This window comes from Pseudomonas sp. KU43P, from assembly GCF_033095865.1.
Lineage (GTDB): Bacteria > Pseudomonadota > Gammaproteobacteria > Pseudomonadales > Pseudomonadaceae > Aquipseudomonas.
Genome location: NZ_AP019365.1, coordinates 3954973 through 3976285, shown reverse-complemented (window position 1 = coordinate 3976285; position 21313 = coordinate 3954973). Strand labels below are relative to the sequence as shown.

The window sequence follows — 21313 nt, the reverse complement described above, 5'->3', positions numbered from 1 at the left end:
ACCGCTCGGTGTGGGAGCCGGCTTGCCGGCGATAGGGCCGGCAGCAACACCTTCGAATCAGCCAGAAAAGATTCCATAACAAATTCAAGAAAGGAGAAACACCATGGCCGAAGCAAAAGTACTCAGTGGCGCAGGCCTGCGCGGCCAGGTGGCCGGCCAGACCGCGCTGTCGACCGTTGGCCAGGCCGGTGCCGGCCTGACCTACCGTGGCTACGACGTCCGCGACCTGGCGGCCGGGGCCGAATTCGAGGAAGTGGCCTACCTGCTGTTGTACGGCGAGCTGCCGACCCAGGCCGAGCTGGCTGACTACAAGCGCAAGCTCAAGGGCCTGCGCGACCTGCCCCAGGCACTGAAGGAAGTGCTCGAGCGCATCCCGCGTGATGCCCACCCGATGGACGTGATGCGCACCGGCTGCTCGGTGCTCGGCACCCTGGAGCCGGAGCTGACCTTCGAAGCCCAGCGTGAGAAGACCGACCGCCTGCTGGCGCTGTTCCCGGCGGTGATGTGCTACTGGTACCGCTTCAGCCACCATGGCGTGCGCATCGACTGCACCAGTGACGAAGACACCCTCGGCGGCCACTTCCTGCACCTGCTGCACGGCAAGAAGCCGAGCGCACTGCACGTGAAGGTGATGAACGTGTCGCTGATCCTCTATGCAGAGCACGAGTTCAACGCCTCCACCTTCACCGCGCGCGTCTGCGCCTCGACCCTGTCCGACCTGTATTCGTGCGTTACCGCTGCCATCGGCTCGCTGCGCGGCCCGCTGCACGGCGGTGCCAACGAGGCAGCGATGGAGCTGATCGAACGCTTCCAGAGCCCGCAGGAAGCTACCGCCGAGCTGCTGCGCATGCTCGAGCGCAAGGACAAGATCATGGGCTTCGGCCATGCCATCTACAAAGAGTCCGACCCGCGCAACGAGGTGATCAAGGGCTGGTCGAAGCAGCTCGCCGACGAGGTGGGTGACAAGGTCTTGTACCCGGTCTCCGAGGCCATCGACAAGACCATGTGGGAGCAGAAACGCCTGTTCCCCAACGCCGACTTCTATCATGCATCGGCATACCACTTCATGGGTATCCCGACCAAGCTGTTCACCCCGATCTTCGTCTGCTCGCGCCTGACCGGCTGGGCTGCGCACGTGTTCGAGCAGCGCGCCAACAACCGCATCATTCGCCCGAGCGCCGAGTATGTCGGCGTCGAACAGCGCCAGTTCGTGCCGATCGAGCAGCGCTGAGTCGAACAATGGGGCTGGCTGTGCTGGCCTCATTGCCGGCAAGCCGGCTCCCACAGGTACAGCGCCTGTACACCCCTGTGGGAGCCGGATTGCCGGCGATGAGGGCGCCGCTGGCACCCAGGGCCATAAATTCCACGACCGCACCGTGACCGAGCCTGATAACGATATGAATACCACCTACCGCAAGAACCTTCCAGGCACCGACCTGGACTATTTCGACGCCCGCGCCGCGGTCGAGGCGATCAAGCCCGGCGCGTACGATGGCCTGCCCTACACCTCCCGCGTGCTCGCCGAAAACCTGGTGCGCCGCTGTGACCCGGCCACCCTCGACGCCTCGCTGAGCCAGCTGATCGAGCGCAAGCGCGACCTCGACTTCCCCTGGTTCCCGGCCCGCGTGGTGTGCCATGACATCCTCGGCCAGACCGCCCTGGTCGACCTTGCTGGCCTGCGTGACGCCATCGCCGACAAAGGTGGCGACCCCGCCCAGGTCAACCCGGTGGTGCCGGTGCAACTGATCGTCGACCACTCGCTGGCCGTCGAGTGTGGCGGCTACGACCCGCAGGCGTTCGAGAAGAACCGCGCCATCGAAGACCGCCGCAACGAAGACCGCTTCCATTTCATCAACTGGACCAAGAAGGCGTTCAAGAACGTCGACGTGATCCAGCCCGGCAACGGCATCATGCACCAGATCAACCTGGAGAAAATGTCGCCGGTGATCCACAACGACCGCGGCGTGGCCTACCCGGATACCTGCGTCGGCACCGACAGCCACACCCCGCACGTGGATGCCCTGGGCGTGATCGCCATCGGTGTCGGTGGCCTGGAAGCCGAAAACGTCATGCTCGGCCGCGCCTCGTGGATGCGCCTGCCGGAAATCGTCGGTGTCGAGCTCGGCGGCAAGCTGGCCCCGAACATCACCGCCACCGACCTGGTGCTGGCCCTGACCGAGTTCCTGCGCAAGCAGAAGGTGGTGGGTGCCTACCTCGAATTCTACGGTGAGGGTGCGCGCGCCCTGACCCTGGGCGACCGCGCGACCATCTCCAACATGGCCCCGGAATACGGCGCCACCGCTGCGATGTTCGCCATCGATCAGCAAACCATCGACTACCTCAAGCTGACCGGCCGCGAAGAGCAGCAGGTCAAGCTGGTGGAAACCTACGCCAAGGCCACCGGCCTGTGGGCTGACAGCCTGGCCAAGGCCGAATACGAGCGCGTGCTGCACTTCGACCTGTCGAGCGTGGTGCGCAACATGGCCGGCCCGTCCAACCCGCACGCCCGCGTCGCTACCAGCGACCTGGCGGCCAAAGGTATCGCCGGCGCCTGGGAGGAGGTGCCGGGGCAGATGCCGGACGGCGCAGTGATCATCGCGGCCATCACCAGTTGCACCAACACCAGCAACCCGCGCAACGTGATTGCCGCAGGCTTGCTGGCGCGCAACGCCAACAAGCTGGGCCTGGGCCGCAAACCGTGGGTCAAGTCGTCGCTGGCGCCCGGCTCCAAGGCCGTGCAGCTGTACCTGGAAGAGGCGGGCCTGGAGAAGGAGCTGGAGCAACTGGGCTTCGGCATCGTCGCCTTCGCCTGCACCACCTGCAACGGCATGTCCGGTGCCCTGGACCCGGTAATCCAGCAGGAGATCATCGACCGCGACCTGTACGCCACCGCCGTGCTGTCGGGCAACCGCAACTTCGACGGGCGTATCCACCCTTACGCCAAGCAGGCCTTCCTTGCCTCGCCGCCGCTGGTGGTGGCCTACGCCATTGCCGGCACCATCCGCTTCGACATCGAGAAGGATGTGCTGGGCGTGATCGACGGCAAGGAAATCCGCCTCAAGGACATCTGGCCGAGCGACGAAGAGATCGACGCGGTGGTGCGTGCGGCGGTCAAGCCGGAGCAGTTCCGCAAGGTCTACATCCCGATGTTCGCCATCGAGGAAGACCGAGGCCCGAAAGTGGCGCCGCTGTATGACTGGCGCCCGATGAGCACCTACATCCGCCGCCCGCCGTACTGGGAAGGCGCCCTGGCCGGTGAGCGCAGCCTGCGCGGCATGCGCCCACTGGCGGTGCTGCCGGACAACATCACTACCGACCACCTGTCGCCGTCCAACGCCATCATGATGGACAGCGCGGCGGGTGAATACTTGGCGAAAATGGGCCTGCCGGAAGAGGACTTCAACTCCTACGCCACCCACCGCGGCGATCACCTGACCGCCCAGCGCGCCACCTTCGCCAACCCCAAGCTGTTCAACGAAATGGTGCGCAAGGAAGATGGCAGCGTGAAGCAGGGCTCGCTGGCGCGCATCGAGCCGGAAGGCAAGGTGACCCGCATGTGGGAAGCCATCGAGACCTACATGGAGCGCAAGCAGCCGCTGATCATCGTGGCCGGTGCCGACTATGGCCAGGGCTCGTCGCGTGACTGGGCGGCCAAGGGTGTGCGCTTGGCCGGTGTCGAGGCGATCGTTGCCGAAGGCTTCGAGCGTATCCACCGCACCAACCTGGTGGGCATGGGCGTGCTGCCGCTGGAGTTCAAGCCAGGTACCGACCGCAAGACCCTGGGGCTGGATGGCAGCGAAACCTACGATGTGCTGGGTGCGCGTACCCCGCGTGCGACCCTGACCCTGGTGGTCACGCGCGCCAACGGTGAGCGCATCGAGGTGCCGGTGACCTGCCGCCTGGATACCGCCGAGGAAGTGTCGATCTACGAGGCGGGTGGGGTGCTGCAGCGCTTTGCCCAGGACTTCCTCGAAGCTTCGGCTTAAGCAGTAGGGGGCTGCTGTGCAGCCCTATCGCCGGCAAGCCGGCTCCCACACCATCCCGGTGGGAGCCGGCTTGCCGGCGATAGGGCGCATGGCGCCCCCAGCGGCGACTTACCTTCAAGACAGGACACAGCCAATGCCACATGTACCCCAGATCAAAGTCCCTGCCACCTACATCCGTGGCGGCACCAGCAAGGGCGTGTTCTTCCGCCTGCAAGACCTTCCCGAATCCGCCCAGGTTCCTGGCCCGGCCCGTGATGCCCTGCTGCTGCGGGTGATCGGCAGCCCGGATCCTTACGGCAAGCAGATCGACGGCATGGGCGGCGCCACGTCGAGCACCAGCAAGACCGTGATCCTCTCGCCCGGCAGCAAGCCCGACCACGATGTCGACTACCTGTTCGGCCAGGTCTCGATCGACAAGGCTTTCGTCGACTGGAGCGGCAACTGCGGCAACCTGTCCGCCGCTGTCGGTTCCTACGCCATCAGCAGCGGCCTGGTCGACCCGGCGCGCCTTCCGCGCAACGGCATCGCCACCGTGCGCATCTGGCAGGCCAATATCGGCAAGACCATCATCGCCCACGTGCCGATGAGCGAAGGTGAAGTGCAGGAAACCGGCGATTTCGAACTCGACGGTGTCACCTTCCCGGCGGCCGAAGTGCAGCTCGAGTTCCTCGATCCGGCTGCCGATGAAGACGGTGACGGTGGCGCCATGTTCCCCACCGGTAACCTGGTGGACGAGCTGGACGTGCCAGGTGTCGGTTGCTTCAAGGTCACGCTGATCAATGCCGGCATCCCGACCATCTTCGTCAACGCCGCCGATATCGGCTACACCGGTACCGAGTTGCAGGACGCCATCAATGGTGATCCGCAGGCGCTGCTGCGTTTCGAGACGATCCGCGCCTATGGCGCGGTGCGCATGGGCCTGATCGAGAACGTCGACCACGCTGCCGGGCGTCAGCACACGCCCAAGGTCGCTTTCGTTGCGCCGCCAAGCACCTACACTGCGTCCAGTGGCAAGGCTGTCGCAGCAAGTGACATCGACCTGCTGGTGCGTGCGCTGTCCATGGGCAAGCTGCACCACGCAATGATGGGCACTGCCGCGGTGGCGATCGGTACCGCCGCTGCCATTCCTGGCACCCTGGTCAACCTCGCCGCTGGCGGGGGCGAGCGCAGCGCCGTGCGCTTCGGGCATCCGTCCGGCACCCTGCGCGTGGGAGCCGAGGCGCGTCAGGTGAATGGCGAGTGGACGGTGACCAAGGCAATCATGAGCCGCAGTGCTCGCGTGCTGATGGAAGGCTGGGTGAGGGTGCCTGGCGACAGCTTCTGATGCACCACTGGCGCTCGGCTTTCGATGACTGGGGCCGCTCTGCGGCCCATCGCCGGCAAGCCAGCTCCCACGGGTGCAGCGCCTGTTTCAAGGGCGCAGCACTCCTCCTGTGGGAGCCGGCTTGCCGGCGATGGGCTGCAAGGCAGCCCCCATTCACAGGAGCAGAAGATGAGCGCCAACTCGGACCTCAATGACCGCCCGGACTACGACCGGGTGTTGCAAACCCTCGCTGACTACGTCCTCACCTACCGGGTCGAATCCCCCGAGGCGCTGGACACCGCACGCAACTGCCTGATCGACACCCTCGGCTGCGGCCTGCTTGCCCTGCGCTTCCCCGAATGCACCAAACACCTTGGCCCGATCGTCGAAGGTACCGTGGTCCCCAACGGTGCCCGTGTGCCCGGCACCGCCTATCGCCTGGACCCGGTCAAGGCGGCCTGGGACATCGGCTGCACCGTGCGCTGGCTGGATTACAACGACACCTGGCTGGCGGCGGAGTGGGCCCACCCTTCGGACAACCTCGGTGGCATCCTGGCGGTGGCTGATCACCTGTCACAGAAGCACGGGGCCAACGGCGAAGCCCCGCTGAAGATGCGCGAAGTGCTCGAAGCCATGGTCATGGCCCACGAGATCCAGGGTGTGCTGGCGCTGGAGAACGCGTTCAACCGTGTCGGCCTGGACCACGTCATCCTGGTGAAGGTCGCGTCCACTGCAGTGTGCGCCAAGCTGATGGGGGCCAATCGCGAGCAACTGCTTTCGGCGCTGTCCCATGCATTTGTCGACGGCCAGGCCTTGCGCACCTATCGCCATGCGCCCAACGCCGGCTCGCGCAAGTCATGGGCCGCCGGGGACGCCTCCAGCCGTGGTGTGCGCCTGGCTGATATCGCCTTGCGTGGCGAGATGGGCGTGCCGGGGGTGCTGACGGCGCCGCAATGGGGCTTTTATGATGTGTCGTTCAGCCACACCAACAAGGATCTGGCGCTCAAGCCTGCCGCTCAGCAGGCGTTGAGCCTGCCGCAGCCCTTGGCCAGCTACGTGATGGAAAACGTGCTGTTCAAGATCAGCTTCCCCGCCGAATTTCACGCCCAGACCGCCTGCGAGGCGGCGCTGATGCTGCACCGGCAGGTGCGCAATCGCCTGCATGAAATCGACCGGATCGTGATCACCACCCAGGAGTCGGCGATCCGCATCATCTCCAAGGTGGGCCCGCTGGCCAATGCTGCCGACCGCGATCACTGCCTGCAGTACATGGTGGCGGTGCCGTTGATCTTCGGGCGCCTGGAAGCCGAGGATTACGAAGATGCCTTCCACGCCGCGCACCCGAGCATCGATCGGCTGCGCGAGAAAATGGAGGTGGTGGAAGATCCGCGATTCAGCCGCGAATACCTGGAGCCGGACAAGCGTTCGATTGCCAACGCGTTGCAGGTGTTTTTCAAGGATGGGAGCAGTACCGAGCAGGTGGTAGTGGAATACCCGCTGGGGCACCGGCGTCGGCGGGAGGAGGGGATACCGTTGCTGGAGGCGAAGTTCCGGGAGAACCTGGCGACACGGTTTGCGCGGCAGCGGTGTGAGGCGATTTTTGCCTTGTGCAAGGACCAGCAGGCGCTGGAGGGCACGCCAGTGCACAGGTTTGTGGATCTGTTTGTGATCTAGGCTGGCTTCACCGGCCCTATCGCCGGCAAGCCAGCTCCCACAGGTTTGGCGCAACGCCGTACCTGTGGGAGCCGGCTTGCCGGCGATAGGGCCCGAAAGGGCCATAAAAAAACCCCGGCATCTCTACCGGGGTTTTCTTTACACCTTACAGCTCAGCTTACGCCTGGACCACTGGGATCTTGGCGTTGGCAGCCGCTTCGCGGAACTCGGCGATCTGGTCGAAGCTCAGGTAGCGGTAGACGTCGGCAGCCATGCTGTCGATGTCTTTCGCGTACTGCATGTACTCTTCAACGGTCGGCAGCTTGCCGATGATCGAAGCGACAGCGGCCAGCTCTGCCGATGCCAGGTACACGTTGGTCGCGTCGCCCAGGCGGTTCGGGAAGTTACGGGTCGAGGTGGAGACCACGGTCGAACCGGTCTGCACACGTGCCTGGTTACCCATGCACAGCGAGCAGCCTGGCATTTCCATGCGCGCACCGGCCTTGCCGTAGATGCCGTAGTAGCCTTCTTCGGTCAGCTGGTGGGCGTCCATCTTGGTTGGCGGAGCCAGCCACAGACGGGTAGGAATGCCACCCTTGACCTTGTCCAGCAGCTTGCCGGCGGCACGGAAGTGGCCGATGTTGGTCATGCACGAACCGATGAACACTTCGTCGATCTTCTCGCCCTGTACCGAGGACAGCAGGCGGGCATCGTCCGGGTCGTTCGGCGCGCAGAGCACAGGCTCCTTGACGTCGGCCAGGTCGATTTCGATGATTTCGGCGTATTCGGCATCGGCGTCGGCCGACAGCAGCTCAGGCTTGGCCAGCCAGGCTTCCATGGCCTGGGCGCGACGCTCCAGGGTACGGGCATCGCCGTAGCCTTCGCCGATCATCCAGCGCAGCAGGGTGATGTTGGAGGTCAGGTACTCGGCAATGGCCTTCTCTGGCAGCTTGATGGTGCAACCGGCAGCGGAACGCTCGGCCGAAGCGTCGGACAGCTCGAAAGCCTGCTCGACGGTCAGTTCGTCCAGGCCTTCGATTTCCAGGATGCGGCCGGAGAAGGCGTTCTTCTTGCCTTTCTTCTCGACGGTCAGCAGGCCCTTCTGGATGGCGTAGTAAGGGATGGCATGCACCAGGTCACGCAGGGTGATGCCAGGCTGCAGCTTGCCCTTGAAACGAACCAGGATCGACTCAGGCATGTCCAGCGGCATGACGCCGGTGGCGGCGGCGAAGGCCACCAGGCCGGAACCGGCCGGGAACGAGATACCGATCGGGAAGCGGGTGTGCGAGTCGCCACCGGTACCCACGGTGTCAGGCATCAGCATGCGGTTCAGCCAGCTGTGGATGATGCCGTCGCCCGGACGCAGCGACACGCCGCCACGGGTGCGGATGAAGTCTGGCAGGGTGTGGTGGGTGTTGACGTCGATCGGCTTCGGATAGGCCGCGGTGTGGCAGAACGACTGCATCACCAGGTCGGCGGAGAAGCCCAGGCACGCCAGGTCTTTCAGCTCGTCGCGGGTCATCGGGCCAGTGGTGTCCTGGGAGCCGACGGTGGTCATCTTCGGTTCGCAGTAGGCACCTGGGCGTACGCCCTGGCCTTCTGGCAGACCGCAGGCGCGGCCGACCATCTTCTGCGCCAGGGTGAAGCCCTTGCCGCTGTCGGCAGGCTGCTCTGGCTTCTTGAACAGGTCCGATGGGCCCTGGCCCAGTTCGGCACGGGCTTTCTCGGTCAGGCCACGGCCGACGATCAGCGGGATACGACCGCCAGCGCGGACTTCATCCAACAGTACTTCGGTTTTCAGCTGGAAGCTGGTGACCAGCTCATCGCTGCCGTGACGGCGTACTTCACCCTTGAACGGGTAAACGTCGATGACGTCGCCCATGGCCAGGTTGGTGCAGTCGAATTCGATCGGCAGGGCGCCGGCGTCTTCCATGGTGTTGTAGAAGATCGGGGCGATCTTGGTGCCGAAGCAGAAGCCACCGGCGCGCTTGTTCGGCACGTACGGGATGTCGTCGCCGAAGAACCACAGCACCGAGTTGGTAGCGGATTTGCGCGAGGAACCGGTACCGACCACGTCACCGACGTAGGCGACCGGGAAGCCCTTGGCCTTGACCGCTTCGATCTGGGCCAGCGGGCCGACCGAACCTGGCTGCTGCGGCTCGATGCCGTCGCGGGCCATTTTCAGCATGGCCAGGGCGTGCAGCGGGATGTCAGGGCGCGACCAGGCGTCCGGAGCAGGGGACAGGTCGTCGGTGTTGGTTTCGCCAGGCACCTTGAACACGGTCAGGGTGTACTTGTCGGCGATGGCCGGGCGCGAGGTGAACCACTCGCCGGCAGCCCAGGAGTCCAGCACGGCCTTGGCGTGGGTGTTGCCCGCCTTGGCTTTTTCGGCCACGTCGTGGAAGGCATCGAACATCAGCAGGGTGTGCTTGAGCTGTTCGGCCGCGACGGCGCCCAGTTCGGCGTCATCCAGCAGCGCGACCAGCGTCTCGATGTTGTAGCCGCCTTGCATGGTGCCCAGCAGCTCGGTGGCGTGCTTGCGGTCGATCAGTGGCGACTTGGTTTCGCCCTTGGCGACGGCAGACAGGAACGCAGCCTTGACGTAGGCAGCTTCGTCCACGCCTGGCGGAACGCGGTTGGTGATCAGGTCTACGAGGAAGGCTTCTTCGCCGGCCGGCGGGTTTTTCAGCAGCTCGACCAGGCCTGCAGTTTGTTCGGCGTTCAGCGGCTGGGGCACGATACCCAGGGCGGCACGCTCTTCGATGTGTTTGCGGTAGGCTTCAAGCACAGTTATTACCCTCATCAGTGGTCCCTAAAGGGAGTCCGGGACGCTCATCCAGCATTCCCTGCACCCATGCGCTACAACGGCTTTTTGGGCCGCCCAGCCAGGGTCGCAGAGAATCCTTACAGAAGCTGCTTTCAAAGTTTTACGCCTGCAGAACGGGGAGCTGATGAGGGCTGGCACGGGCATGCGAGGGGCATGTCCCGGGCCAACGCCGTTCTACCGGATTAACTGTGCTCGTGACGCTTTGAAAACAGCTTCCAACGGACATTGTTGCCTTTGAAAAGGCCGGATGATTCTACGGCAAAAAAATCCGGAAGGTAAGGCGGTACAGGAGACTTTAACGAGTGACCCTGGTTAGACAAAGGGCTAACATGGGCGCGTGTTCCACCGCCAAGCCGTTGTTTTTTCATGCCCAACCAGTCCATCAAGACCCCTTGCGTCGGCCTTTGCTCGACGGTGTACGGAGACACGGTGTGCCGTGGCTGCAAGCGTTTTCACCATGAAGTGATCCACTGGAATGGTTACGACGAAGAGCAGAAGCGCGCCGTGTGGCTGCGCCTGGAGCAGCTGTTGGCACAGGTGATGATGGCCAAGCTGGAAGTGTTCGACAAAGGCCTGTTGCGTCAGCAGTTGCAGCAGCGTTCGATCCGCTTCGTAGAACAGCAGTCGGAGTATTGCTGGGCGTACCAGCTGATTGCCCGCGGAGCGCGGATGATTCGTGACCTGGAGGCGTACGGGATGGTGTTGCTGCCCGAGTTTCGTGACTGGGAGCTGCCGCAGCTGCGCGATGCCATCGACCGTGAGTTTTTCTTGCTTTCCGAGGCGCATTACCAGCGCTACATCGCGCCGAGTTTCCTGCGTGATGCGGTGGGGGATGGGCAGGGTTGAGGCCGTGTGGTGAGGCTGCTGGCGCTATCGCGGATGAATCCGCTCCTACAAGGGCGATGCTGACCCTGTAGGAGCGGATTCATCCGCGATAGGCCCAGTGAAGATGCCGGATCAGTCGCCGGTATATTCGCACCCGCTGGTGCAAGTCTCGTGAATCCGCACCTTGGACAGCTCAGGCAGCAATGGCTTGACCTGCTCCCAGATCCATTTGGCGATCACTTCGCTGGTCGGGTTCTCCAGGCCAGGAATGTCGTTCAGGTAGTTGTGGTCCAGCTGCTCGTAGAGCGGCTTGAAGATCGCCTTGATTTCGGAAAAATCGCGGATCCAGCCCGTGTGCGGATCAAGCTGCCCGGTCAGGTGCAGCGCTACCTTGAACGAGTGGCCATGCAGGCGGCCGCACTTGTGCCCGGCGGGGACGTTGGGCAGGCGGTGGGCCGATTCGAACGTAAATTCCTTGAAGATTTCCACGCTGTCATAACTCTGTGTGAATCAATAATGCGCGCAGTCTACCAGCATGGCCGCTACAAGGCTTGCAGGCGTTCATGCAGCCGCCCGGTGGCCATCAGCTCCAGCAGTTCGTCGCCCAGGCGCCGGCTTTCGGCAATGGCCTTGTACCAGTAGCGCTTGCGGCTGGGCGCATCGCCCATGAAGCGCTTGAAGTCGTTGCGGTCGGGCAGCTTGCCGAACGGCAGGGCGGCCAGGTACTGCGGTGAGGGGGTCATCAGCAGCACGTTCTGCAGGCGCGTGGCATCGCCTTTGCGCCAGGGCAGGGCCTTGTCGAACCACCCGGGCACGACCTTGTCGGTGAAGTGCGGGTACAGCACCAGGTCGTCGCCGCGGTACGGCAGGTCGAGGTGGTAATCGAGCAACCCGCCATCGCGGTAGGTGCCCGCGCCGGCCCCCGGAATGTCGCGCACACCCTCCATCACCATCGGGATCGAGCCCGAGGCCAGCAGGGCATGGCGCAGGTTCGCCAGGTCCAGCGGCAGGCAGCGCGAGGGGAAGTCGGTGAGCGCATCGAGCGGCGGCGCGGCGCGCTGGTCGTGGAGGATGATGCGCTCGAAATGCCGGGCCAGGCGCGAACGGCCGAGCAGGTTGCTGGCGATCACCGACGACAGGCCCATGCCCAGGCGCCCGCGATGGTCATGGGCGAGCTGGCCGTGGCTCTTCACCACCAGGATGTTCAGGCGGTAGTGCGGGTTGGCGAGGATCTGCCCGTCGCGGCCCTGCAGCAGTGCGTCGAGCATGCGCTGGCAACTGCGGCTGATCTCGGCGGGCGTGACGCCCTTGGCGAAGTCCTGCTCGGTATACAGTTCGCCCAGGCGGCGGATGCCGGCCACCGGGTCATCGAGGCAGGCACTGGCGAAGCGCCAGGAGCCGATCGAGGCGCCGATCAAGGCACGCTGGCGTGGCGCCGTCGGCAGCCACTCGCCGAACAGTGCCAGGTCCAGGCCTTGGATGCCCAACGGTTTCGGGCCGCCGGCAGCACCGGGCAATACGCCGACATCCTCGGCCAGCAAGCCGCGCTCGCGAATCTGGCGCAGCGCGCGCTGGCCGGCCTTGAAGGTCAGGGCAGGGTATTTGATGTGAATGGCGCTCATGACGGATCTCGCGGGCAACAAGGGGGGCATTATAGGGGGTTCGTAGCGCTGATCGCCGGCTTGCCGGCGATCAAGGTAACGCGTTCTCAAGCTGCGCTATCATGGCGCCAGTTGTTTTCAGGTTCAGTTAAGGACCGGTGGTTAATCTTGACCCCGTAGACACATTGCACCTATCGATGGAGACACCTCATGAAAACTTTGACTGCCCTGTTCACTGCCGCTGCCCTGGCTTTCGGTGCCAACGTTGCCCTGGCCAAGGACGTCCAGCCTGACGAAGTGGTCAAGTTGGTCAATGCCAAGACCATCAAGTCGCTCGATGAGCTCAAGGCCACCGCCGTGGCCAAGCACCCTGGCGCCACCGTCAAGGATTCCGAGCTGGAAAACGAATACGGCCGCTACATCTACAAGGTCGAGCTGCGTGATCAGCAGAACGTCGAATGGGACGTCGATCTTGATGCCAAGACCGGTGAAGTACTCAAGGACGCACAAGACAACTGATGATCAACTTACCTCGGCCGGCGCGTTACCTGGCGCTCTCGCTGCTGGCCGTCTGCTCACTGGCCGTTGCCCGCGACCTGGACCAGGATGAAGCCCTCAAGCTGCGCCAGAAGGGCGTCATCCTGCCACTCGAACAGCTGCTGGAAACCGCCCTGGGGCGTTACCCCGGGGCGCGTCTGCTGGAAGCCGAGCTGGAAGAAGACGATGATCGCTACGAATATGAGGTCGAATTGCTGACCACGGAAGGCGTGGTGCGCGAGATCAAGCTCGACGCCAGCACCGGTGCCCTGCTCAAAGATGAGGAAGACGACTGAATGCGCCTGTTGCTTGTCGAGGACAACGTGCCACTGGCCGATGAACTGACCACCGCCCTGCAGCGTCAGGGCTATGCCGTGGACTGGCTGGCGGACGGCCGCGATGCGGTGTACCAGGGCCAGAGCGAGCCTTATGACCTGATCATTCTCGACCTCGGCCTGCCTGGGTTGCCGGGCCTGGAGGTGCTGGCCCAGTGGCGCGCCGGCGGCCTGGCCACCCCTGTGCTGATCCTCACTGCGCGCGGCTCGTGGGCCGAGCGCATCGAAGGGCTCAAGGCCGGTGCCGACGACTACCTGAGCAAGCCCTTCCACCCCGAGGAGCTGCAGTTGCGCATCCAGGCCTTGCTGCGTCGCGCCCGCGGCCTGGCCAACCAGCCAACGCTGGAAGCCGCCGGCCTGCACCTGGATGAAAGCCGCCAATGCGTGAGCCGCGATGGCGTGGATATCCAGCTCACCGCTGCCGAGTTCCGGCTGCTGCGCTACTTCATGCTGCACCCGCAGCAGATCCTCTCCAAGAGCCACCTGGCCGAGCACCTGTACGACGGCGAAACCGAGCGCGACTCCAATGTGCTCGAAGTCCACGTCAATCATCTGCGCCGCAAGCTGGGCCGCAGCGTCATCGAGACGCGCCGCGGGCAAGGCTACCTGTACGCCGGGCACGGCGAATGAAGTCGATCCAGGCACGCCTGAGCCTGGGCCTGGTAGCCGTGCTGGTGGTGGTCGGTGTGATGCTGGCGCAGCTCACCCTGTGGCTATTCGAAGCCGGCTTGCAGCGTTACCTGGAAAACGGCCTGCGCAAGGAAAGCGAGAACCTGCTGGTGGCACTGGTGCGCGGGCCTTCGGGCCTGCAGCTCGATGAGCGCCGTATTTCCGCGGCCTACCAGCGCCCGTTCTCGGGTTATTACTTTCGCATCGATTTCGAGCAGGGCACCTGGCGCTCGCGCTCGCTGTGGGACTTGGACATGCCCAAGCCGGCTGAGCCCGGCCTTTCCGACAGCCACGTGCTAGGGCCGGAAGGGCAGCAGTTGCTGGCCTTGCGCGCCGACTATCGACGCCTGGGGCAGAACATCTCGATCAGCGTGGCGCAGGATTATTCGCCGGTGCGGGAAAGCTTTCGGCGGCTGCAGCAGATCGGCCTGGGCATGGGGCTGGTGGCGCTGTTGCTGGTCCTCGTTCTGCAGCGCATCACTGTCACCCGCTCGCTGCGTCCGCTGGAGCGTGCGCGCCAGCAGATCGCCCAGTTGCAGCAGGGCCAGCGTTCGCAGCTGGACGCCCAGGTGCCCAGCGAGCTGGCGCCGCTGGTGGACCAGATCAACCACTTGCTGAACCATACCGAAGACAGTTTGCGTCGCTCGCGCAATGCGCTGGGCAACCTTGGCCACGCCCTCAAGACGCCGCTGGCGGTGCTGTTGAGCCTGGCGTCCAGTGAGCGCCTCAAGGACCAGCCTGAGGTGCGCGCGCAGCTGCGCGAGCAGCTGGAGCAGATCCAGCAGCGCCTGACGCGTGAGCTCAACCGTGCGCGCCTGGCCGGCGATGCGCTGCCGGGCGCGCAGTTCGACTGCGAAGCCGAGCTGCCGGGTCTGCTCGCCACCTTGGGCATGATCCATGGCGAAGGGCTGCTGCTGACCCGTGATGTCCCACCGGGGCTGCTGCTGCCGTGGGATCGCGAGGACTTCCTGGAACTGCTTGGCAACCTGCTGGACAACGCCTGCAAGTGGGCGGACAGCGAGGTGCGGCTGGGCATTGCGCCCGCTGACAGTGGCTACCAGGTGTGGGTCGACGACGACGGGCCAGGCATTCCTGAAAGCCAGCGGCTGCAGGTGCTGGAGCGCGGGTCGCGGCTCGATGAGCAGGTCGATGGGCATGGGTTGGGGCTAGGTATCGTGCGCGATATCGTCGAGGCCTGGGGTGGCTCGTTGGCACTGCTTGAGAGCCCTTTGGGTGGGTTGCGGGTGAGCATTCAGCTGCCGCGCAAAGGGCGTTGAATCTTGTGGGGCCTATCGCCGGCAAGCCGGCTCCCACAGGTACCCCACTGAACTTAAGAACAGTGGCGTATCTGTGGGAGCCGGCTTGCCGGCGATAGGGCCGGTATCAGCACTGCAAAAAAATTGCAGTACAGCCGCATTTTTTTGAATTGGCCCAAGCCCATCCTCACCCGGCACAATCTCCCTTACGAAACCCTGCGGTTTCCATCTCTCCACGGACGGAACCCCCTAAGGGCCCAGGCCAACCCGGCTGGGCTTTCTTTTTAGCCAGAACATATCGACACGATCATTTAAATGCCTGCCTCGCGTTCCGAAAGTCGTCTGCAGCGGCTGTTGCCCGCGCCCCTGAACATTCCCCCCAGACAATGGTTGCGTGCCGGTATCGGTGCACTGCTCGGTCTGTTTATGGCTGGCTGGTTGACCAGCCTGGCCTTCGGGCCGGGTATCGCCCTGCACTTGCTCGGCCCGCTGGCCGCTTCGGCGGTGCTGGTGTTTGCCGTGCATTCCGGGCCGCTGGCCCAGCCTTGGCCGGTGCTGGGCAGCTATGCCCTGGCCGGCGTAGTGGGCCTGGCCATGCGCGAGGGTTTCGGCGCCGAGCTATGGGTCGCTGCCGCGGCCCTGGGCATTTCGCTGGTGCTGATGTGCCTGTTGCGCTGCCTGCACCCGCCCGGTGGCGGCGTGGCGGTGAGTGCTGTGCTGGCCGATGCGGGGCTCACGGCCATGGGCGACCACCTGCTGGAGCCGGTGATGCTCAATGCGCTGATCCTGGTCGCGGTGGCGGTGCTCTACAACCGCTTGACCGGTGTGCGCTATCCCAAGGGCGCGGCGCCGCGCAAAGACCTGCACCACACCCATGACCCTTTGCCCGGCGAGCGCGTCGGCATCCGCGGCGCAGACCTGGACCAGGCCCTGGAAGAACTGGGCGAGTTCGTCGACGTCACCCGCGACGAGTTGGAACGCATCATCCTGGCCACCGAACAGCATGCCTTGCAGCGCAGCCTTGGCGGGCTCACTGCCGCCTCGGTGATGTCGCGCGACGTGCAGTTCGCCAGCCCCGACACCACCCTGGAGCAGGCCTGGGCCATGCTTGCCAGCCACCATCTGAAGACCTTGCCCGTGCTGGAGCAGGGCAAACTGGTGGGCATCGTCAGCCTCAGCGACCTGGTCGGCCCGGCCATGCAGCGAGGCCAGTTCAGTTGGCGTGGCGTGTTCGGCCGCAAGGGGGTGCGTATGGAACAGGTAATGAGCCGGCGTGTGGTCAGTGTCGGCAGCGCGCATCCGCTGGAGCGCCTGCTGCCGCTGCTATGCGAGCAAGGCCTGCATTGCCTGCCAGTGCTCGACGGCGAAAAGCTGGTTGGCGTGATCACCCAGACCGACCTGATCGCCGGCCTCAAGCGCCAACTGCTCAGCGCCGCCGAGCGCGTTTCAGATCACCGGGTCCCAGCGTTGTGACCAGTCGCTGGCGCCGGCCTCCACCAGCCGGCGCAGCACCGCGAATGCCTGCTGCAGGGCTTCGCTGTCACGCTCGCGTGGGTACACCAGGTAGGTCGGGTAGGTGAACTCCGGCGCCTGCGGCACCCGCTCGAACACCCCGTTGTCCAGGTAGGCCTGCACCACGCGGGTACGGAAATAACCACTGCCACCCTGGTCGAGAATAAACTGCAAGGCCAGCGGCCCGAGGTTGAAGGTCAGCGCCGGGCGGGCGCAATCGGGCAGGGCGGCATCGTGCTGACGCCGGAAGGCCTCGCCCCAGTCGATGTAGATGTACGGCTCGGGGCGGTCGACCCGGCGCACGCGGATCAACTTCTCCTCCATCAATTGCTCCACCTGCAGGCCCGGGCCGTAGGTCGGCTGATACACCAGCGCAGCATCCAACAGGCCCATCTCGACCTTGCGCAGCAGCGACTCGCCATCGCTCACTTCGCTGCGGATCGCATGGCTGGGCAACTCGCGGTGCAGGGCGCTTACCCAATCGAGCAGCATCGGATTGCCCAGGCTCACTTCCGCCCCTATGTGCAGCAACTGCTGGCAGCCCTGGGGCAATGGCAGGTCGCGGCGAGCCGCTTCCCAGGTTTGCACCAGCTGGTTGGCATAGCTGACGAACGCTTCGCCATCGCTGGTCAGGCTGGCGCCGCTGCGGCTGCGCACGAACAGCTGACAACCGAGTTGCTGCTCCAGGCGCTGCACCCGGGCGGTAATGGCGGTCTGCGACACGAACAGGCGTTCGGCGGCGGCGACCAGGCTGCCGCAGCGCACGATTTCCAGAAAAGTTCGGGCCTGATCGATGTCCATGGGCTGCTCGGTGAGGAAAAGGGCTGCCTATTCTAGAGATTTTGCACCGTTATGGGGCGCTTTTGCCCGCGCTGCAAATCTGCATATGGGTTGTGACTTTAGTCCCATGGCAGCCCCAGCGTGGCGGTCCATACTCAAGATTCGCCCTTCAATAACAACAAGTACCGGGTTTTCGTCACCATGACCTACCAGCACAGCTACGACCATTCCATTGCCGACCCAGCCAACTTCTGGGCCGAACAGGCCGACCATCTGGCCTGGTATCGCAAACCCTCCCTGACCTTGCAGGAAAACCCCGATGGCACCCATCGCTGGTTCGCCGACGGGCGCCTGAACAGCTGCTACCTGGCCCTCGACCATCAGATCGAGCAGGGCCGTGGCGAGCAAACTGCGCTGATCTATGACTCTCCCGTCACGGGCGTGCAGCAGTCGTTCACCTACCAGCAGCTGCATGACGAGGTGGCTCGTTTGGCCGGCCTGTTGCGTGAGCTTGGCGTAGGCAAGGGCGATGGGGTGATCATCTACATGCCCATGGTGCCCCAGGCGGCCATGGCCATGCTGGCTTGCGCGCGCATCGGCGCGGTGCATTCGGTGGTTTTCGGCGGCTTTGCCGCCAACGAATTGGCCCTGCGCATCGACGATGCGCGGCCGACGCTGTTGCTCACGGCGTCCTGCGGCCTGGAGTTCGAGCGGGTGATCGAATACAAGCCGCTGGTCGACCGCGCCCTGCAACTGTCCCGCCACCAGCCGCGGCATGTGCTGGTGCTGCAACGGCCCCAGGCCCGCGCCGAGCTGCAGGCGGGGCGTGACCTGGACTGGCATGAAAGGCTGCTGAATGCCCGGCCGGTAGCACCCGTGGAGCTGGAGGCCGGTGACCCGCTGTACATCATGTACACCTCCGGTACCACCGGCAAACCCAAGGGTATCGTTCGCGAAAACGGTGGCAACGCGGTCGCGCTTTGCTATGCCATGCGCCACATCTATGGCATGCAGGCGGGCGATGTGTGGTGGGGCATTTCCGATGTCGGCTGGGTGGTCGGGCATTCGCTGATCGTCTACGGGCCGCTGATGAGCGGCTGCACCACGGTGTTCTATGAGGGCAAGCCGATCCGCACGCCGGATGCTTCGGCCTACTGGCGAGTGGTTGAGCAGTACGGGGTCAATGCCTTGTTCTGCGCGCCGACTGCCATGCGGGCGATCCGCAAGGAAGACCCAGAAGGCGAGTTGATCCGCCAGCACGACCTGAGCACGTTGCGCCAATTGTTTCTGGCCGGGGAGAAGCTCGACTCCAGCACCCACGAATGGCTGCAGCGGGTCAGCGGCAAACCGGTGCACGATCACTGGTGGCAGACCGAGACCGGCTGGCCGGTTACCGCGCCCTGTGTAGGCCTTGAAGGGAGCGCGGCGCGGCCGGGGTCGAGCAACCGTGCGGTGCCGGGCTACCACGTACAGGTACTGGACGACGACGGTCATCTGCTCGGCCCGAACCACCAGGGCGCCATCGTCATTGCATTACCGCTGCCGCCAGGCTGCAGCCAGACCTTGTGGGGCGATCATGAGCGTTACCTGCAGGCGTACCTGCACACCTATCCGGGCTATTACCACACCGGCGATGGCGGCTACCTGGATGACGAGGGCTTCGTCTACATCATGGGGCGTACCGATGATGTGATTAACGTTTCTGGCCATCGGTTGTCTACCGGCGAAATGGAGGACCTGGTGGCGCGGCACCCGGCGGTGGCCGAGTGTGCAGTGATCGGCGTGCATGACGAAATCAAGGGGCAGGTGCCCTTGGCGCTGGTGGTGCTCAAGGATGGCGAGGGTATTGCCGAGTCGCAACTGCTGGTGGAGTTGGTGGGCAGCGTGCGCGAGGAGATCGGGCCGTTGGCGTGTTTCAATCGGGTGCGGTTGGTGAAGCGGCTGCCCAAGACGCGGTCGGGGAAGATCTTGCGGGCGGTGCTGCGCAAGATAGCCGACGGGCAGGCGTATGTGCCGCCGTCGACGCTGGATGATCCGGCGGTATTGGGGGAGATAGAGGCGGTGCTGGCAGATTTGCCACGGGCAGGTTGACGGTTGACTACATCGCCGGCAAGCCGGCTCCCACAGGGGCATGCACAGGCCTCAGGTGCTGTGAGCCCTTTGTGGGAGCCGGCTTGCCGGCGATGAGGCCAATACAGCCACTACAGCTTCAAAGCCCTGTCTGGCGCAACTGCCCCAACCGGCTGCGGGTGCGCATCAGGTCGGCCAGCGGCCCGCCCAGGCTCTGCTCCAGCGGCCGCTGCCCGATCACCGTCACCTGCCGGTCCTGGTCATACAGCACATCCACCAGGTTTGCGAAACGCTGCTGCGCCGCCAGCGTGCATTCCGACAGATCATCCAGCCCATCGATGATCCACTCCTCGTACTGCCCCGCCAGCACCAGATAATCGATCACCGCCGTGGCCTTCTCGCACAAGTCATCGAAGGCGAACACCGCCCGTCGGCCCTCAATGGCCAGGGCGCGTAACGGCCGCTTGTTCACTTCCAGCATCACCGGCTGCTCGACGGGCACTTTCAGCGCCTGGCGCTGCGCCGCATCCCCCGGCCACACATAGTGCCCCTGGGTGAAGCGCTGGTGCTCTCGGTTGGCCGGCAGGCTGCGAAAATCGGTATCGCCGCCCACTTCCAGCACCTGCATGCGGCCATTGATCAGGCGGATCACCGGCAGGAAGCGTTCGTGATAAAGCGGATTGGGTAACAGCCCCTCAGGGGCGTAGTTGGAGGTCACCAGCAAGAAGATGCCACGCTCGAACAGGGCGTTGAACAGCCGCGTCAGCAGCATGGCATCGCCGATGTCGTGCACATGGAATTCGTCGAAGCACAGCACCTGGCAGTTGCCCAGCAGATCGTCGAGGGTCGCGCCCAGTGCATCGTCCAACTGGCGATGGCGATGCATGCCCTGGTGGAGGCGGGCAAAAAAGTCATGGAAGTGCAGGCGCTGCTTGGCTTCGATCGGCACGGCCTGGAAGAACCCGTCGAGCAGCCAGCTCTTGCCGCGTCCTACCGAGCCATGCAGGTAGAGGCTGCATGGCTGGCCGCCCGGCAACAGGGCGAGCTGTTCGGTCATGCTGGCGATGACCCGGCGCTGGCCATCACTGAGCTGATAGCCGCGGCTGCGCGCCTTCTCTTCGAACCAGTCGAGCAGCTCGCTCTGGTGGGGCGACGAACTTCGCAAGCGCTGGCCGAGCAGGCGCAATGGGGAAGGGATCCAAGCGGACAATACTCTGCTCCTCGGGCAATGGCGGGCAGGCCGCAGCTTGCCCGAGGACGACGATTTTGACCAATGGAAAAAATGCCGCAGATCGATCGCCTGGCGCGATAGGTCAGACCTTGCGTTCCAGTTGGCGCTCGATCATGTACTTCACGGTGAGGCGGCGTTCCTTGAGCTGGCGCAGGTCGTCATCCTGGAAGTTGCCCGCCGAGATCGACTCGGCCGCCAGCACCTGGTTGTCGATGTCCATGTACTCGTCGAGCAGGCGGTCGAGGGTCTGGTCCTGCTGGCGGCGTTGCTGAACGATCTCGCGAGGGTAGTGCAAGTCCTGGTACAGGTCGTGTGAAACGGGCATTGGGGGCTTCCTTGGTATTCGCAGTTCGCTTATCTGATTGGAAGGGCGAAATGCGATTGTGTTGAGGCAAGGCAGCGGAAAAACGACGGATGGTTGGCCGGGCTGCCCGGAAATTGGGTAGGGGGACACTAACTTGCTGTTTTAAAGCATTTTTTTTGCGCAAGGGGGTTCACAGGTCAAAAGAATGTTGTTAAAGTGCCGCGCATTCCAAGACAACAACCCAGTTGTCAGCCAGTTGGAATGGTCAGAGCAGCTTCAGCTGCATCCGATACAGGGGCGTCGCCAAGCGGTAAGGCAGCAGGTTTTGATCCTGCCATGCGTTGGTTCGAATCCAGCCGCCCCTGCCATTTTCTCAATACCTGTTTTCTTACTCAGTGCAGATCAAGTCGGCGCTGGGTTTTCG

General features: G+C 64.2%; 17 protein-coding genes and 1 tRNA gene. 12 read left to right on the top strand and 6 right to left on the bottom strand.

Features of this window, described 5'->3' with window-relative positions:
• Window positions 1-103 precede the first annotated feature (103 nt).
• From prpC to prpD, 4 genes are all read left to right on the top strand, one after another.
• Complete coding sequence (gene prpC, locus KU43P_RS18160; protein WP_317658825.1) at window positions 104-1231, top strand: 2-methylcitrate synthase; 1128 nt, start codon at window positions 104-106, stop codon at window positions 1229-1231.
• A gap of 166 nt (window positions 1232-1397) precedes the next feature.
• Window positions 1398-3986: a Fe/S-dependent 2-methylisocitrate dehydratase AcnD gene (gene acnD, locus KU43P_RS18155; protein ID WP_317663860.1), complete on the top strand. Its 2589-nt coding sequence runs from the start codon at window positions 1398-1400 to the stop codon at window positions 3984-3986.
• 133 nt (window positions 3987-4119) lie between these two features.
• Complete coding sequence (gene prpF / locus KU43P_RS18150) at window positions 4120-5310, top strand: 2-methylaconitate cis-trans isomerase PrpF (protein ID WP_317658824.1); 1191 nt, start codon at window positions 4120-4122, stop codon at window positions 5308-5310.
• Window positions 5311-5478: 168 nt separating this feature from the next.
• On the top strand, window positions 5479-6963 hold the full coding sequence (gene prpD / locus KU43P_RS18145) for a 2-methylcitrate dehydratase (RefSeq protein ID WP_317658823.1): 1485 nt from the start codon (window positions 5479-5481) through the stop codon (window positions 6961-6963).
• 157 nt (window positions 6964-7120) lie between these two features.
• On the opposite strand, the gene acnB is transcribed toward prpD, so the two are convergent.
• Entirely contained in the window at window positions 7121-9730 is a 2610-nt protein-coding gene (gene acnB, locus KU43P_RS18140; RefSeq protein WP_317663858.1) for a bifunctional aconitate hydratase 2/2-methylisocitrate dehydratase, read from the bottom strand.
• A 405-nt stretch (window positions 9731-10135) separates the two neighbouring features.
• Here acnB and KU43P_RS18135 point away from each other — a divergent pair, with 405 nt between their 5' ends.
• Window positions 10136-10615: a DUF1289 domain-containing protein gene (locus KU43P_RS18135; RefSeq protein ID WP_317658822.1), complete on the top strand. Its 480-nt coding sequence runs from the start codon at window positions 10136-10138 to the stop codon at window positions 10613-10615.
• Window positions 10616-10726: 111 nt separating this feature from the next.
• Here the strand turns inward: KU43P_RS18135 and queD are convergent, their stop codons facing one another.
• On the bottom strand, window positions 10727-11083 hold the full coding sequence (gene queD, locus KU43P_RS18130) for a 6-carboxytetrahydropterin synthase QueD (RefSeq protein WP_262154169.1): 357 nt from the start codon (window positions 11081-11083) through the stop codon (window positions 10727-10729).
• A 53-nt stretch (window positions 11084-11136) separates the two neighbouring features.
• Complete coding sequence (locus KU43P_RS18125) at window positions 11137-12216, bottom strand: patatin-like phospholipase family protein (protein ID WP_317658821.1); 1080 nt, start codon at window positions 12214-12216, stop codon at window positions 11137-11139.
• A 189-nt stretch (window positions 12217-12405) separates the two neighbouring features.
• On the opposite strand from KU43P_RS18125, the gene KU43P_RS18120 reads away from it, so the two are divergent.
• The 5 genes from KU43P_RS18120 (at window position 12406) to KU43P_RS18100 (ending at window position 16465) form a co-directional block, all read left to right on the top strand.
• Complete coding sequence (locus KU43P_RS18120) at window positions 12406-12714, top strand: PepSY domain-containing protein (protein WP_317658820.1); 309 nt, start codon at window positions 12406-12408, stop codon at window positions 12712-12714.
• The gene (locus KU43P_RS18115) at window positions 12714-13028 is read left to right on the top strand and encodes a PepSY domain-containing protein (RefSeq protein WP_317658819.1); all 315 of its coding nucleotides are present in this window, start codon (window positions 12714-12716) and stop codon (window positions 13026-13028) included. The genes KU43P_RS18120 and KU43P_RS18115 overlap by 1 nt, the downstream gene beginning before the upstream one ends.
• Window positions 13029-13697, top strand: coding sequence for a response regulator transcription factor (locus tag KU43P_RS18110; RefSeq protein ID WP_317658818.1), 669 nt, complete (start codon window positions 13029-13031; stop codon window positions 13695-13697).
• A complete protein-coding gene (locus KU43P_RS18105) occupies window positions 13694-15013 on the top strand; it encodes a sensor histidine kinase (RefSeq protein WP_317658817.1) in 1320 nt (439 codons plus the stop codon). The genes KU43P_RS18110 and KU43P_RS18105 overlap by 4 nt, the downstream gene beginning before the upstream one ends.
• A gap of 294 nt (window positions 15014-15307) precedes the next feature.
• Window positions 15308-16465, top strand: coding sequence for an HPP family protein (locus KU43P_RS18100; protein WP_317658816.1), 1158 nt, complete (start codon window positions 15308-15310; stop codon window positions 16463-16465).
• Here KU43P_RS18100 and KU43P_RS18095 read toward each other — a convergent pair.
• The gene (locus KU43P_RS18095; RefSeq protein WP_317658815.1) at window positions 16439-17305 is read right to left on the bottom strand and encodes a LysR family transcriptional regulator; all 867 of its coding nucleotides are present in this window, start codon (window positions 17303-17305) and stop codon (window positions 16439-16441) included. The two genes, KU43P_RS18100 and KU43P_RS18095, sit on opposite strands and share 27 nt — an antisense overlap.
• A gap of 180 nt (window positions 17306-17485) precedes the next feature.
• Here KU43P_RS18095 and KU43P_RS18090 point away from each other — a divergent pair, with 180 nt between their 5' ends.
• Window positions 17486-19375 carry a propionyl-CoA synthetase gene (locus KU43P_RS18090; RefSeq protein ID WP_317658814.1) on the top strand — a complete coding sequence of 630 codons (1890 nt, stop codon included), beginning with the start codon at window positions 17486-17488 and terminating at the stop codon, window positions 19373-19375.
• Between the two features lie 118 nt (window positions 19376-19493).
• On the opposite strand, the gene zapE is transcribed toward KU43P_RS18090, so the two are convergent.
• Both zapE and KU43P_RS18080 read right to left on the bottom strand, forming a co-directional pair.
• Window positions 19494-20564, bottom strand: a complete 1071-nt coding sequence (gene zapE / locus KU43P_RS18085; RefSeq protein WP_317658813.1) for a cell division protein ZapE — start codon at window positions 20562-20564, stop codon at window positions 19494-19496.
• 103 nt (window positions 20565-20667) lie between these two features.
• Entirely contained in the window at window positions 20668-20910 is a 243-nt protein-coding gene (locus KU43P_RS18080) for a hypothetical protein (protein WP_317658811.1), read from the bottom strand.
• A 272-nt stretch (window positions 20911-21182) separates the two neighbouring features.
• Between KU43P_RS18080 and KU43P_RS18075 the strand changes: the two genes are divergently transcribed.
• Window positions 21183-21257 (top strand) — tRNA-Gln (locus KU43P_RS18075).
• Window positions 21258-21313 lie beyond the last annotated feature (56 nt).